This is a genomic window from Pseudomonas weihenstephanensis (genome assembly GCF_001043055.1).
In the GTDB taxonomy this organism is placed as follows: domain Bacteria; phylum Pseudomonadota; class Gammaproteobacteria; order Pseudomonadales; family Pseudomonadaceae; genus Aquipseudomonas; species Aquipseudomonas weihenstephanensis.
The window spans coordinates 436016-450639 of the sequence record NZ_JYLF01000001.1 but is presented as its reverse complement, the minus strand read 5'-3'; the positions used below and the strand labels follow the sequence as shown (position 1 = coordinate 450639).

Here is a 14624-nt window from a genome sequence, read left to right as displayed (position 1 = left end):
TTTCAACGCCGCATAACCGAGTGCAGATACATTTCGTACAGACCCCAAGGTCTTTATTCACTCTTTAACCGAGTACTCGTCTTGATCATTAACGGACGTGACCAGCGTATCGATTTCTTTCGCGGGCTGGCGCTGATTTTTATCTTTTGGGACCACATTCCGCATAACCCGCTGGCGGAAGTGACCGTGCGCAATTTCGGTTTGAGCGATGCGGCAGAAATCTTTGTGTTTTTGGCCGGCTATGCCGCCGTGCTGGCCTACGGAAAAATCGCTCGACGCGAGGGTTTGCTGATCGCCAGTGTGAAAATCCTGCGCCGCGCCTGGGTGCTGTATGTGGTGCATATTTTCTTGTTGGCAGTACTGATGGGCATTGTGTTCTACGCCAACAGCCACGTTGAAACCCGCGACTTGGTGCAGGAAATGGGCTTGCAGTATTTCCTGAGTAACCCACAGCAGGCCCTGACCGACGAATTGCTGCTGCGCTTCAAACCCAATCTGATGGACCCATTACCGTTGTACATCGTGTTATTGCTGGGTTTGCCGCTGGTACTGCCCATGTTGCTGCGCAAATCCGAGTACGTGGTGGGCGTGTCACTGGTGTTGTACTTGATTGCGCCTTTCTGGAACCTGGCAGCACAAGAAGGCGGCGTCTGGTTTTTTAACCCGATTGCCTGGCAGTTCCTGTTTATCCTGGGCGGAGCGGCCGCACTCCACAGCCAACCTCGCAAAGTTTCAGAGAACCGCCCACTGTTACGCCAACCGGTATTTTTGCTGGCAGTGCTTTATCTGCTGCTGACGGGCCTGTTGGCGTTGTCGTGGAAGTGGCCACAGGTACACGATGCGCTAATGCCTCTCTGGCTCGGTGAGCACCTGTATCCGATCAGTAAAACCAACCTTTCACCGGTTCGCTTGCTGCACTTTTTGGCATTGGCCTACGTGGTCGCCAAAGTCGTCCCGCACACTGATTGGCTGAATCGCGGGCTGGCTCGCCATACTTGCCGCATGGGCCGTTACTCACTGGAAGTGTTTTGTCTGGGGGTGATTCTGGCGCCGTTGGCCGACATGCTCAATGCACTGGGAGGGGATACGTTTGCGATGAAGCTTTTGAGCGCCCTGCTGGGCGTCGGGATCATGGCCATACTGGCCACATGGCTGGACTGGTACAAACGGTTGGGCAAGCAGGCACCGACTGTGTCGAGCCGCTGAGTATTCATGGGTAGGAGCGAGCGTGCTCGCTCCTACCGTTGCCTGAACTGTATTACGCGCTTATGAGGCCGAGCTTACGACTGCCGGGGTCGTGTGCTTAGGCTGCAACTTGAACACGTAAAACAGAACCGTCAGCAAGATCAAGAACGCCGGGCCAACAAACAAAGCCACTCGCGTCTCAACGAAGTAAGCCATCAGCCCTACCACAAAGAACAAGAACGCCAGCGCAGCATACGAGCTGTACGGGTACAGCCACATCTTGTACTTCAAGGCAGCCGCTTCTTCCTTGCTCAGATTTTTACGAAAGCGCAGTTGCGCCAGCAAGATCATCAACCAGGTCCAGATCGCACCGAAGGTGGCAATCGCCGTCACCCATACAAACACTTTCTCGGGCGCCAGGTAGTTGAGGACCACGCCCAGCAGCAACATTGCAATCGACAGCAACAATGCCTGACGCGGCACGCCATTTTTCGAGGTGGTGCCGAAGTTGGCGGGCGCCTGACCGTTCTGCGCCAGGCTGTAGAGCATACGACCGGTGCTGAAAATGCCACCGTTGCATGACGACAGCGCGGCCGTGATCACCACAAAGTTAATGATGCCCGCCGCGGTTTTAATGCCCAGACGTTCAAAGGTCATGACAAACGGACTGCCTTGGGTACCGATCTCATTCCACGGGTAGATCGACAGGATCACAAACAGTGCGCCGACGTAGAACAGCAGAATGCGCCAGAACACCGAGCCAATCGCACTGGGAATGGTCTTTTGCGGGTTCTTGGCTTCACCGGCCGTCAGACCGATCATTTCAACGCCCAGGTAGGCAAACATCACCATTTGCAGGGACATCAACACACCCTGGATGCCGTTTGGCAGAAAACCGCCGTGGGCCCAAAGGTTGGAAATACCCAGTGCAACGCCATCGTTACCAAAACCAAACGCGATGATGCCAATGCCACCGAGCACCATCGCGATGATGGTTACGATTTTGATCAGTGCAAACCAGAACTCAAACTCACCGAAAGCCTTGACCGCGATCAGGTTGATAGACCCCATGCTGATCAGCGCAGCAAGCGCCCAGATCCAGCGCGGTACATCGGGAAACCAGATCCCCATGTACACCGCCACGGCGGTGATTTCCGCGACACAGGTCACCAGCCATAAGAACCAGTAGTTCCAGCCCGTCAAAAAGCCCGCCAAGGGGCCAAGGTAATCTTGTGCGTAGCGGCTGAAAGAGCCAGCTACCGGATTGTGCACGGCCATTTCGCCGAGGGCGCGCATGATCACCAGGATGGCCAGGCCACCGATGATGTAGGACAGCATGATGGCAGGGCCTGCCATTTCAATTGCTTTGGCCGAACCCAGGAACAGGCCTACGCCGATACAGGCGCCGAGCGCCATCAAGCGAATATGACGTTCGCCCAGTTCGCGCTTGAGCGGACCGCCTTGTGCGGTTTCGCCTTGGGGCTGGTGGTTGCCGACTGGCATAAAAGTACAACCTCATATTGTTATTGGATGTGGCATCAATCGGGCGTTCTATCAAGCCGGGCGTGTCACCTGGCTCCCCTCTTGATCGGCCCTGACCTTGTGGGTCGACAGGTCAAAAGGGAAATGCCCTACTGAGATCGGCGGCGAGTATTGCACAGCGTTGGTGCACAGTCATTCCCCTACCTAGGACGTATTTACCTACTTTAAAGGCTCTATTCCTACACTTTCAGGCGCATGCCCCGTCAGCCGGGGCCTGCATCACCCGTCGGAAAAGCATTTATGCAGCGCCAGCACAAAGTTTTCGCCGGCCTCACTCAACGTCTACGCTTCACACAAGCGCAGCCAAAATGCGTATGTGGAACTGTCGATTATGGGCGCACTGTGGCATTCCAATTCCAATCAAAGCGCAGGGCCACAAACGTCAGTGGAGCACGTGCTGCCCCCACCGCAAAGGCCCGGCGGGCGGCGCTATGGCTGGATTTTAGTAAGCGTTTTATCACTGGCAGGCCTGGCCGCAGTCAGCCTGATGGTCGTCAAAGAAGTGCGCACCTCTGCCTTTCAGGCGCGTGAGTTCAGTCGCTTTGCCGCGTCCCTGAGTTACTCGATGCAGGCAGGTCCAAGCGACTCGATGCTGTACCCCGGTGCGGGACCTTTTGACAAGCGACTGGGCTACAGCGCTTTGGGCGACTTTTTGCCGCGCTTGTTAAAACGTGATTACGTGATTGCCGAACAAACTCGCTTCTCGCCAGAGCTGTTGAGCTACAGCAAAAAAGGGTTTTTCGTACCGTACTCAGAAAAAATTCAAGCTGGACTTTCCATTACTGACTGCTCCGGCGCACCGCTCTATCAGTACAACTACCCGCAACAGCTCTATTCGAACTTCGCCAGTATTCCGCCAGTGGTGGTGCACAGCTTGTTGTTTATCGAAAACCGCGACCTGCTCGACCCCAATGAGCCGTTGGCCAACCCCGCCGTGGATTGGCCGCGTTTTGCCATGGCCGCGTGGTCGCAAGTTGCAAAAGTGCTGCACATGCCTGGCCAATCAGCGGGGGGCAGCACCTTGGCCACGCAACTCGAAAAATACCGTCACTCGCCAGATGGCCTGACAGTGTCCGGCAGTGAAAAAGTGCGGCAGATGATCTCCGCCAGCGTGCGGGCCTATCAGGATGGGCCTGATACCCTGCAAGCCCGCCAGGCCGTGGTACGAGACTATCTCAACAGCGTGCCGCTCTCGGCGGTGCCGGGGCATGGTGAAGTCCACGGCATGGCTGAAGGATTACGGGTGTGGTACGGCGCCGATTTCAATCACGTCAATCAACAATTGGCCAGCACTGCGAGTGACCCGCAAAGCCTTGCATCCCGCGGCCTGGCATTACGAGAAGTGCTGTCGCTGATGATCGCCCAGCGCCGCCCTTCGCATTATTTGGCCAAAGGCCGCGAAGAATTAGCGCAATTGACCGACAGCCACATACGCCTGCTGGCGCAGAACAACGTCATTGATCCCGCATTAACGGCTGCGGCGCTGGCAAGCAAAGTGACCTACCGCAACTGGAATACAGCGCCGACGATACAGCCCATCGAAACCAACAAAGGCATCAGCGTGGCGCGTGGCCGTCTCTCGGCGCTGCTCAAGCGCCCGCTGTACGACCTTGATCGCCTTGATCTGTCGGCGACCAGCACATTGCAAGCCGACTTGCAGCGCGAAGTCAGTCACTATCTGCGTCAACTGGCCGATCCCGCTTTTGCCGGCAAGCTGGGATTGCTCGGAGAACGTTTACTGACGCCCTCCAGCACTGCGCAAGTGCGTTACAGCTTCACCTTGTTTGAACTCACACCCGATGGCGCTCGCGCCAGAGTCCAAACCGACAGCACCGATCAGCCTTTTGACATTAACGAAGGCAGCAAACTGGAGCTGGGCTCGACCGCCAAACTGCGGGTCATGACCACTTACCTGCAAATCATGGCCGAGCTGCATGATCGCTACGGCGGTCAGTCCAGCGCCAACTTGAAGAAAGTCCAGGTCAATGACCAGGACCGCTTGAGTCGCTGGGCGCTGGATTACCTGATCCGGGACCCCGGCGCCAGCCTCGCGAACATGCTCGATGCCGCGCTCAACCGCCAATACTCCGCAAGCCCCGGCGAAAGCTTCTTCACCGGTGGCGGCATGCATCACTTTCACAACTTCCGCAATCAGGACAATGGCCGCAACCCGACCCTGCGCGAGGCCATCCGCGAGTCTATCAACCTGCCCTTCGTTAGGCTGATGCGCGATGTGGTGCGTTACACCACGTATCAGGCGCCAAGCAACAGCGCCGAACTGCTCAAAGACGACCTCAATCCGCGTCGTCAAGAATACTTGAGCCGTTTCGCCGATCGCGAAGGCACCACCTACATGCTCAAGTTCTGGAAAAAATACAAAGGTAAAGACACCCAGGCGCGCCTCGACACCTTTTTGGACAGCATGCACCCCACCCCCATTCGCATGTCCGCGGTGCACCGCTACCTGTTCCCACATGCTGACCAGGCCACCTTTAACAGCTTCGTGCGCTCACACCTGCGCAGCGACAAGATCCCCGACAATCGCCTCATCACGCTTTACCAAAGCTACGGCCCTGGCGCCTATGACCTGCCCGACCAAGGTTACATCGCCAAAGTCCATCCGCTGGATCTGTGGCTGATGGGGTATTTACTGAACAACCCGCAGTCCACCTTCCAGCAAGCCGTAGCGGCAAGCCAATTCGAACGTCAGGAGGTTTACAGCTGGTTGTTTAAAAGCCGGCACAAAAGTGCCCGTGATAGCCGGATTCGTACCATGTTGGAAATCGAAGCATTCCTCGATATTCATCAGCGCTGGCAAAAGGTCGGCTACCCGTTTGACCACCTGGTGCCATCACTGGCCACGGCCTTGGGCAGCTCGGGGGATCGTCCGGCAGCGCTGTCGGAGTTGATGGGCATCATCCTTAACGATGGCGTGCGTTTACCGGTGTTACGCATTGATACCCTGCATTTCGCCGCCGATACGCCTTATGAAACCCGTCTGATCAACGACCCAGACAAAGGTGAGCGGGTGATGCCGAGCGAAGTGGCCACGGCCCTTCGTGAAGCCCTTTCAAACGTCGTGGACGCCGGTACTGCGCGCAGGGTTTCGGGCAGTTTCAAACAAACCGACGGCAGCATACTGGCCATGGGCGGCAAAACCGGGACCGGTGATAACCGCATCGAAGCCATGGGAGCGGGCGGACGCATCCTCAGCTCCAAGTCGATCAATCGCACGGCAACCTTCGTGTTTTACATCGGCGAACACCACTTTGGCACCCTGACTGCGTTTGTGCCTGGACGCTCGGCCGAAGCCTTCAAATTCACCTCCGCCCTGCCGGTGCAAGTCCTCAAGGGCATGGCCCCGATCCTGACGCCGTACCTTCAACCTGACACTCACACCTTGTGCCATCCGCCTGCCGCCCAGTTGTAATCATCCATAAACCCGGCACTGCGGCGCGGCTCTTCAGCGGCTTGTGAAACTGCCGAGGTTGACGCCGCCGTTGGCGAGTCTAGGTTCTATTGCAAAGTGATCATTTACCCGATCACTACGGGGGTGCAGCTGAAGATGCAGCCTGGTATTTCTGGGCCGGTCGCTAAAGTCTCTAGCGCCGATCAGCACATGAGAATAATTACCGTTCATCGCCTCTGCTTGAACAGACTTAAGATATATCTTAAGTTGTATCTGACTTTTACAGAGCGCGAAGATAAATGAGAGAACACCATCATCCTCATCACCGCGAGCACGGTGTTGACCCCGACGGTTTCGAGAAACGCCCCGGTCGCGAACGCGCAGGCCGTGGCCCACGGGTATTCGCCCCTGGCGACTTGAAATTACTGCTGCTGGCGCTTATCGCCGACCAGCCTTGTCACGGTTACGACTTGATCCGCCAAATAGAAACGCTGTTCGACGGCGCCTATAGCCCCAGCCCCGGCGTGATCTACCCGACCCTGACCTTCCTTGAAGAAAGCGAAATGATCACGGGCGATACCGAAGGCGGTAAAAAACGCTATACCGTCACCGACGCCGGTCGTCAGTCACTGGCCGAGCAAACCATTGCGCTGGAAGGCGTGCGCATGCGCATTGATGTCAGCAAGCGCTCGCTGCGCGGCCACGACCGGCCGGCTGAAATCCACGAAGCCGTGCACAACTTGCGTCACGCGTTACAAATGCACCATGGCCGCTGGAACCCGGAAGAAATCCTGCGCGTTCGCGACCTGCTCAATAACACCGCCAAAGCCATTGTCGATGGCCCTGTCACTGCACTTTCATCGCAGGAGAACGCTGAATGAATGCCATCGCCCCCCAGACCATTCACCGGGTCATGCATGAAATAAAACGCCGCAAACTTGAGGTGCTCCGGGTGACCGACCTGACACCCCGCATGCGCCGTATTACCGTAAGCGGACCTGAATTGGCCGGCTTCATCAGCCTGGGCAGCGATGACCACGTCAAGTTGTTCTTCCCGCAGAACGCCGAAGAACAGGCGGCACTCGAAGGCCTGGAACTCAGTGCCGGGTTGAAGAGCAAAAGCATGCCTGCGATGCGCGACTACACCCCGCGTCGCTACGACCTGCACACCCTCGAACTGGACATCGACTTTGTACTGCATGGCGACGGACCTGCCTCTACCTGGGCAGCCCAGGCCACGCCGGGGCAGTACCTGCACATCGGTGGTCCGCGCGGCTCAATGGTGGTTCCCGATATCTTCGACAGCTACCTGCTGATCGGCGACGAAACAGCCATCCCCGCCATCGCCCGACGCCTGCAAGAGCTCCCCGCCAATCGCCGGGCACTGGTCGTGGTAGACATCGAAAATGCGGGGGAAGAGCAACCCTTTGACAGCGCCGCAACGGTTGACGTGATCTGGGTGCATCGCGACCAGCCGAATGAGGACCTGCTCAAGACCGTTGCACAATTGAAGATGCCTGAGGGCGAGTTGTATGCATGGGTGGCGACCGAAAGTGCGCTGGCGCGCAAGGTGCGTCGTGTGCTGCTCGACACCCATGGTTTGAATGACGAGTTTGTAAAAGCGGTCGGCTACTGGCGGTTGAACGACAGCGCCGAAGATTAATCGACCGCGTACGTGCCTGTACTCTGACGCATCGGATTGATGGGTTTGACGGCTACTTCGCACCCGCACGCTGCCGAGGCACGAAGCGGCGATAGGCTGCGCGTCTGACCCATCGGGCCTGTACGTTAATCGGGTGTTGCAGGCCGCTTCCATCGGTCCAGCCCCACCACAATGACGGCCACGGCTATGAACCCCGCCAAAATTGCGCTGGCATTGATAAAGGTCAGCGCATACCCCAGCTTCTCGACGTCCACAAACGGATACGGGTATGCACCCAGCAGATGCCCGCGCAACAGGATGTAGGCGAAATACAAAATGGGGTACAGCGCCCATAACGCGATGTGCCGGATGCGTAACGCGCCTTTGGGTACGCAAAACCACCAATACAGGGCGAAGAGTACGGGCATTACGTCATGCAGCACTTCATTGGCCAGCCACTGCAAACCCTGGGGCTGCCAGAGGTTACGCAGCAGCACACTGTACGCAACGCCCACCACAATGATGCTCACGCAAACACCGCTGCTAATCCGTGGCTGCAAGAAGAACCTTCTGACGCCTGACTCACGACCCGTTGCCTCGCAGGTCAAAACCACCGCCGCCAGGGTGTTAGTCAGAATGGTGAAAAAACTGAAGTAGTTCACCAATCCCCCCAACACGCTAGCGCCTGATGTCCAGCGGGCCAGCAACACCAGATCAAGCTGCAACGCCAACCCGCTCCATCCCACCATCGCCAGCAGGGTGCACAGCGTGCGTGTGGCGGTGGCGCTTACTCTCGTCGGGGGATTGTTCATCGGCGAATCAAATATCGCGCTTGGTGCGGGCGTATTTCACATAGAGCTTTTCAACTTTTTCCCGTGCCCAGGGCGTTTTCCTCAAGAAGGTCAGGCTCGACTTAATGCTCGGGTCGCTTTTGAAACAGCGAATATCAATGCGCTCAGCCAGCCCTTCCCACGTGTAATGCGCCACCAGCGCCGTAAGGATTTGTTCCAGCGTCACGCCGTGCAAGGGGTTGTTAGTGGGTTCAGTCATGCCGAGCCTTAAGAAAGCAAAAGAGAGAAAGTCGCGCACCTTAGCCGAGCACTCGCTCAGGGGGAAGTGCATTTGCCACGCCACAGCTTAGCCGTGACTGGACAGGTGAGAGGAAAGTTCCCCTTGGTTACATTAATAGTGATGTTATATTGTAACCAATACTTTCCAATCAGAGCGTCTCGCGCGCGCCTTTCACGTCTAACCCTTCCAAGGAACTTGCAATGTCGTCCCCCGCCTTCCCACGCCATCTTCGCCGTCTACGCCTGACCCCACTGGCTACCGTCCTGCTCGTTGCCTCCCCGGTATATGCCCTTGAACTGCAACCCCAGGTGATTACCGGCAACCCGCTTGGCAGCAGCCAGTTGGCCTCACCGACCACCGTTCTGGAGGGTGACGACCTGACCTTGCAACAACAAGGCAGCCTCGGTGAAACCCTGAACAAGCAACCGGGTGTGTCCTCGTCCTACTTCGGGCCCGGAGCCAGCCGCCCGATTATTCGTGGCCTGGACGGTGACCGCATTCGCATTCTGCGCAATGGCGTCGGGGCGCTGGATGCCTCATCCCTGTCTTACGATCACGCCGTGCCGCTGGACCCGGTGAATGTCGAACGGGTGGAAATTGTGCGCGGCCCCGCCGCCTTGCTGTACGGCGGCAATGCCATCGGTGGCGTGGTCAACACCTTTGACAATCGCATCCCGACTGAGGCCATCGAGGGTATTCAGGGTGCGGGAGAATTGCGTTACGGCGGTGCAGACACCACGCGCAGCAGCGCAGGCAAGCTGGAAGCGGGCGATGGCACTTTCGCCCTGCACCTGGATGCCAACGCCCGCGAATTTAACGACCTGAAAATCCCCGGTGATGCGCGCAGTCGTCATGCACCGGCAAGTGAAGACGGCAACGATAAAAAAGGCCGTTTGGGCAACAGCAATGGCCGCCAGGACGGCGGCGCGGTGGGAGGTTCTTACACGTGGGACGATGGTTATGCCGGTCTGTCCTACAGCAACTACGACGCCAATTACGGCTCACCCGCCGAACAAGACGTGCGTATTCGCATGAAGCAGGATCATTACGCGTTTGCCTCCCAATTGCGCAACCTGCAAGGCCCCTTCAGCTCGCTGAAATTCAACGCCGGTTACACCGACTATGAACACCGCGAAATCGAAGGCGGCGAGGTCGGCACCACCTTCAAGAACAAAGGCTATGAAGCCGGTGTTGAAGCGCGGCACGTGCCCTTGGGACCGCTGAATGGCGTGGTGGGTGCTCAGGTCAACCGCAACGAGTTTTCTGCCTTGGGCGAAGAAGCGTTCGTACCGCACACCGACACCAACAGTGGCGCCCTGTTCATCCTCGAAGAACTGCAAGCCACCGAACGCTTGACGCTCAGCCTGGGCGCTCGTCTGGAGCACACCGTGGTCGACCCGGATGCCAAGGGTAACGAGCGCTTTTCAGCGGCTGATCGCTCTAAAAGCTTCACCACAGGCAGCGTGTCGTCGGGTGCAGTCTTCACCCTGACTCCGATTTGGTCGTTGGCTGCCACCCTGGGCTACACCGAGCGCGCCCCTACGTTTTATGAGCTGTACGCCAACGGCGCGCACGTTGCGACCGGCACTTATGAAGTTGGCAACGCAAACCTGTCAAAAGAAAAAGCCGTCTCCAGCGACCTGGCCCTGCGTTTCGATAACGGCACCCACACGGGCAGTGTCGGCGTGTTCTACAGCCACTTTTCCAATTACATCGGCTTACTCGGCTCGGGTCGTACGTTGAATGACGAAGGTGAACCCGACGCCGATGGTATCCCGGAGTACACCTACTCCGGAGTACGCGCACGCTTCACGGGCTTTGAAGCGAAAGATCACTGGAAACTTGGTGAAAGTGCCTACGGCAAATTCGCGCTGGAACTGTCAGGTGACTACACCCGAGCCACCAACCTCGACACGGGCGAAGCGTTGCCTCGTATTGCACCACTGCGCTTGAGCAGCGGCCTGCTGTGGGAACTGGATCGCTGGCAGGCACGGGTGGACATCGAACATGCCAGTCATCAAGGGCGCGTACCGCGCAATGAGTCGGGCACTGAGGGTTACACCACCTTAGGCGCCAGCGCCGGCTATCACTTTGAAGTGGGCAGCAGCCAATGGCTGGCCTTCGTCAAAGGCCAGAACCTGACCAACCAGACCGTGCGTTACGCCAGCTCAATTCTGCGCGACATAGCGCCTGCGCCAGGGCGTGGCATTGAGGTCGGTTTACGCACCACGTTCTAAGCCTGCGCACCTGCACTGAGCGTCGCGCAGCCCTCTGCGCGGCGCTATCGAAGGCTCTAGAACAGGCTTTTTGCCACTAATACGAGACTAAATAAAAGCAACATTTCGCTTTATCGCTACGCTCTTTCTCCGTTCTCACCTTGTAACTAGATTTATCCCACAGAGAACTTGGAGTCGTTATGCACGGAAGCTGTAGCACCACCGCCTCACACATCCTTAAAGAAATGCTGCATTACCGCCGTCGCTTCTCTGGCAGCGATCAAGATATTTCCCTCGAAAACGACATCGTTACCCTCACCCAATTGCCACGCATCCAGACCTTTATCAGCGCCAACCTGCCCATTCACTTCATCTTGCCAGCCTTCCCGGCCAAGTCCCCGAACCCCAATAAAGTGCTGGGTGCTGTCCCGGACATGGCTGAAAAACTTGCCCTGACGTTTCTCAATTCATTGTGCGAAAACATTAAGAGCCACTACGCACCCGGCGCACGCCTGACCATTTGCTCGGATGGCCATGTGTTTTCTGACTTGATCAACGTCAGTGACGCCACGATCAACACCTACCAGAACAAGATCAAAGCGCTGATCAAGGATGAACAGCTGTCACACCTGGACGTTCTGAACCTGGGTGATATCGAAGAGTTCGCGGCCTTGACCGATGACTACGATGTGCTGCGCAGCACATTGCTGGAAGGCTACGCCGACCCGCTGCAAGACATTCGCGAGCACCTGATCAACGACGAGGACGGCACCCGCCTGTACCGCGCCATCACCCGGTTCATGTTTGAGGACGGTTTAACGCCGGATTACCAGGGCTCAAAAACAGCGCTGCAACGTGACGCCCGCCAACGCGCCTATGGCGTGATTCAAAGCAGTTGGGCCTGGGGCAACCTGCTGGCGCAATGTTTCCCGGATGCCATTCGCCTGTCGATCCACCCGCAACCTACGTCGAGTTTAAAAATGGGCATTCATATGCTGCCCACCAAGGATGACTGGTTGACGCCCTGGCATGGCACAGCCGTGGATGTGGACGGCACCTTTGTGCTGATGAGAAAAACCGAAGCCATGGAGCTGAATGCCAAGCCGGTGTGGGTCGATGGCAACCACAGCCACTACTCGCTCGACTCGCGTAAGTCAGCCGAATGCGCATGAGAAGCACGGATGCTTCTGAATTTTCGCTGTCTCATACGGTAAACAGTGATGCAAAACACACCTGCTTTTAACGTCAGTGCACATTCGCCTTTTGGCCTGATGATTACGCCTGCCCACAACGGGCAAACAGTCGAGCAACTGGATGTCAGCCAGCTCATCGCCCTGGCACGCGAGCATCACTTGCTGATACTGCGCGGATTTGCGCCGACCTTCGTCGATTCACCGAGTTTTACCCGCTTTGCCGAGCAATGGGGAGCGATCAAGATGTGGCCCTTTGGCGCGGTACTTGACGTTAAGGAGCACCCGGACGCCACCGACCATATCTTTGATCACAGCGGCGTGCCCTTGCACTGGGACGGCATGTACAAGCCGACCATTCCTGAATTTCAACTGTTCAATTGCCTGCATGCCCCCGCAGAGGATGAAGGTGGGCGTACGACCTTTCTCGACACTGAGGCGCTGTTGGCCCATACCCCGCGGGAAGTGATTGAGCGCTGGCGTGACGTCAGTGTCACTTACCGTATTCGTCAGGTGGTGCATTACGGCGGCCAAGTGTGCTCCTCGTTGCTGGTTGAGCACCCGCGCACTGGCAAGCCGGTGCTGCGTTACAACGAACCGGCACAGGAGGGCGAGCGTTTTCTCAATCGCCATGCGTTGCAGTACCACGGTATCGAGCCGGACCAGGTGCTGGCGTTTGAACAGGACCTACAGGCCCGGCTGCATGACCCGCGCTTTTACTACGGCCATGCCTGGCAACAAAACGACGTGGTGATTGCCGACAACTTCTCGCTGCTGCACGGCCGCGAGGCGTTTACCGCACGTTCTGCACGACACTTGCAGCGGGTACACATCCACGCCGATCCCATCTGCCACAACACCGCTTTACAGCCCGGCGCCTGACCTGTGACCGCTGCCCGTGTGCGCCAACTGCGTACCCGGTCAGCGGCCAGATATCACGGTTTTACACATTGATAAACACATCGAAAGGACTTCGACATGGCACGTCTTCTGATTGCTTGCACCGCCAGCCCAGGGCATGTATTGCCGCTGCTTAAAATCGCTGAACACTTGATAGGCCAAGGCCATGAGCTGGGGGTACTGACCGGCAAACTGTTTCGCCAGCAGGGTGAACACATTGGCGCCGAGTTTTTCGAATTCAACGAAAACATCGACTTCGATTACCGTCACGTAGACCGTCTTTTTCCACAACGCGCCTTGCTACCTCCAGGCCCCGAGCAAACAGCTCTGGCCCTGAGGAATTTTTTTGCCGATGCCATGCCACTGCAAGATCTGCAATTGCGTCAACTGATTCAAGACTTCAAACCCGACGCGCTGATCATTGAAAGCGTGTTTTATGGCGCCCTGCCGTTACTGCTGGGTCCTGTCGCCTCACGCCCCCCAGTGATGTGCATCGGTGAAACGCCGCTAGGCCTCAGCTCACGGGACTCGATCTTCTTCGGCCCGCGCATACCGCCCGCCGTGCTGCCAACGGACTGCACGCGAGAGTCGCTGGTTATCAGCGATCATCAACGACTTATCGACGAGGTTCATGACTATTTCAATCAAACACTGATCCAGCACGGGCACCCCACATTGCGTGCGGCACTCAGCGATACGCTGGTCAACGACGTGGAGCGCTTCTGCCAGTTGTCGACCCAAGCGTTTGAATATGCGCGCGATGACCTGCCACAACACTTGAGATTTGTCGGCCCGCTGCGTAATCCTCCAACCTCCAGAAACGCCGTCAAAGATCCATTCATCGAGGAGGATGGACGTCCGCTGGTGATCGTGACGCAGGGAACGGTGGCCAATGCCGACCTCAATCAACTGCTGCTGCCCACGTTGCGCGCGCTGGCAGGGTTACCTGTCAAGGTGCTGGCGCTTACCGGCGGCCGGGGCACCGACCCGTCCCTGATCCCCACGGCCGACAACCTGCGCGTCACCGATTTTGTGGCGTATGAACAGGTGCTGCCACACGCCAGTGTATTTATCACCAACGGCGGCTATGGCTCGATCAACAGCGCATTGGGCTATGGCGTACCGGTGCTGATCGCGGGCACCGGCGAAGACAAAGCCGAAACGTCTACGCGAGTGGTATGGGCGAGGTGCGGCATTAACCTCAACACCAGCTACCCCTCTGAGCAGGCAATTGCGCACGCCGTGCAAAAAATCATCACTCAACCCTCTTATCGCCTCCGTGCAAAGGAGATCGCCGAAGATTTTTTACAGCATGACGCACTGGCCATTATTTCAGACGAACTCCAGCAAATGCTGGCCGAAACAGCCTGAGACGATCGGTCGCAGCACACTGTTACCAAATCCGAAATGATCCATGTCATTTAAAGTGCTGTTTCAAAAGGTTACAGCGCTTTATCATCCCATTCTTA

Annotated in this window: 11 protein-coding genes; 8 read left to right on the top strand and 3 right to left on the bottom strand. The window is 57.2% G+C overall.

What is annotated here, in order from left to right; genetic code table 11:
* Positions 1-84 precede the first annotated feature (84 nt).
* Positions 85-1206 carry an OpgC family protein gene (locus TU86_RS02165; RefSeq protein ID WP_193387767.1) on the top strand — a complete coding sequence of 374 codons (1122 nt, stop codon included), beginning with the start codon at positions 85-87 and terminating at the stop codon, positions 1204-1206.
* A 60-nt stretch (positions 1207-1266) separates the two neighbouring features.
* On the opposite strand, the gene TU86_RS02160 is transcribed toward TU86_RS02165, so the two are convergent.
* Positions 1267-2688, bottom strand: coding sequence for an amino acid permease (locus tag TU86_RS02160; protein WP_048362654.1), 1422 nt, complete (start codon positions 2686-2688; stop codon positions 1267-1269).
* A 370-nt stretch (positions 2689-3058) separates the two neighbouring features.
* Between TU86_RS02160 and TU86_RS02155 the strand changes: the two genes are divergently transcribed.
* The 3 genes from TU86_RS02155 (at position 3059) to TU86_RS02145 (ending at position 7799) form a co-directional block, all read left to right on the top strand.
* Positions 3059-6157, top strand: coding sequence for a transglycosylase domain-containing protein (locus tag TU86_RS02155; RefSeq protein WP_048362653.1), 3099 nt, complete (start codon positions 3059-3061; stop codon positions 6155-6157).
* Positions 6158-6435: 278 nt separating this feature from the next.
* Positions 6436-7017, top strand: a complete 582-nt coding sequence (locus tag TU86_RS02150) for a PadR family transcriptional regulator (RefSeq protein WP_048362652.1) — start codon at positions 6436-6438, stop codon at positions 7015-7017.
* Positions 7014-7799: a siderophore-interacting protein gene (locus tag TU86_RS02145; RefSeq protein ID WP_048362651.1), complete on the top strand. Its 786-nt coding sequence runs from the start codon at positions 7014-7016 to the stop codon at positions 7797-7799. Before TU86_RS02150 ends, TU86_RS02145 begins: the two co-directional genes overlap by 4 nt.
* A gap of 125 nt (positions 7800-7924) precedes the next feature.
* Here TU86_RS02145 and TU86_RS02140 read toward each other — a convergent pair whose 3' ends face one another.
* Positions 7925-8590, bottom strand: a complete 666-nt coding sequence (locus TU86_RS02140) for a Pr6Pr family membrane protein (RefSeq protein WP_048362650.1) — start codon at positions 8588-8590, stop codon at positions 7925-7927.
* 7 nt (positions 8591-8597) lie between these two features.
* Positions 8598-8828: a VF530 family protein gene (locus TU86_RS02135; protein WP_048362649.1), complete on the bottom strand. Its 231-nt coding sequence runs from the start codon at positions 8826-8828 to the stop codon at positions 8598-8600.
* 221 nt (positions 8829-9049) lie between these two features.
* On the opposite strand from TU86_RS02135, the gene TU86_RS02130 reads away from it, so the two are divergent.
* The 4 genes from TU86_RS02130 to TU86_RS02115 all read left to right on the top strand — a co-directional run bounded on the left by TU86_RS02130 (position 9050) and on the right by TU86_RS02115 (position 14526).
* Positions 9050-11086: a TonB-dependent receptor gene (locus TU86_RS02130; RefSeq protein ID WP_048362648.1), complete on the top strand. Its 2037-nt coding sequence runs from the start codon at positions 9050-9052 to the stop codon at positions 11084-11086.
* Positions 11087-11265: 179 nt separating this feature from the next.
* A complete protein-coding gene (locus TU86_RS02125) occupies positions 11266-12237 on the top strand; it encodes an L-tyrosine/L-tryptophan isonitrile synthase family protein (RefSeq protein ID WP_048362647.1) in 972 nt (323 codons plus the stop codon).
* Positions 12238-12285: 48 nt separating this feature from the next.
* Complete coding sequence (locus tag TU86_RS02120; RefSeq protein ID WP_048362646.1) at positions 12286-13137, top strand: TauD/TfdA dioxygenase family protein; 852 nt, start codon at positions 12286-12288, stop codon at positions 13135-13137.
* A 96-nt stretch (positions 13138-13233) separates the two neighbouring features.
* On the top strand, positions 13234-14526 hold the full coding sequence (locus tag TU86_RS02115; RefSeq protein WP_048362645.1) for a nucleotide disphospho-sugar-binding domain-containing protein: 1293 nt from the start codon (positions 13234-13236) through the stop codon (positions 14524-14526).
* The last annotated feature ends 98 nt before the right edge of the window (positions 14527-14624 follow it).

Coding starts and splice junctions, on each gene's coding strand:
- TU86_RS02155 (WP_048362653.1), top strand. CDS start 3,059: ATGGGCGCACTGTGGCATTCCAATTCCAATCAAAGCGCAGGGCCACAA.
- TU86_RS02145 (WP_048362651.1), top strand. CDS start 7,014: ATGAATGCCATCGCCCCCCAGACCATTCACCGGGTCATGCATGAAATA.
- TU86_RS02120 (WP_048362646.1), top strand. CDS start 12,286: ATGCAAAACACACCTGCTTTTAACGTCAGTGCACATTCGCCTTTTGGC.
- TU86_RS02115 (WP_048362645.1), top strand. CDS start 13,234: ATGGCACGTCTTCTGATTGCTTGCACCGCCAGCCCAGGGCATGTATTG.
- TU86_RS02130 (WP_048362648.1), top strand. CDS start 9,050: ATGTCGTCCCCCGCCTTCCCACGCCATCTTCGCCGTCTACGCCTGACC.
- TU86_RS02140 (WP_048362650.1), bottom strand. CDS start 8,590: ATGAACAATCCCCCGACGAGAGTAAGCGCCACCGCCACACGCACGCTG.
- TU86_RS02160 (WP_048362654.1), bottom strand. CDS start 2,688: ATGCCAGTCGGCAACCACCAGCCCCAAGGCGAAACCGCACAAGGCGGT.
- TU86_RS02150 (WP_048362652.1), top strand. CDS start 6,436: ATGAGAGAACACCATCATCCTCATCACCGCGAGCACGGTGTTGACCCC.
- TU86_RS02135 (WP_048362649.1), bottom strand. CDS start 8,828: ATGACTGAACCCACTAACAACCCCTTGCACGGCGTGACGCTGGAACAA.
- TU86_RS02125 (WP_048362647.1), top strand. CDS start 11,266: ATGCACGGAAGCTGTAGCACCACCGCCTCACACATCCTTAAAGAAATG.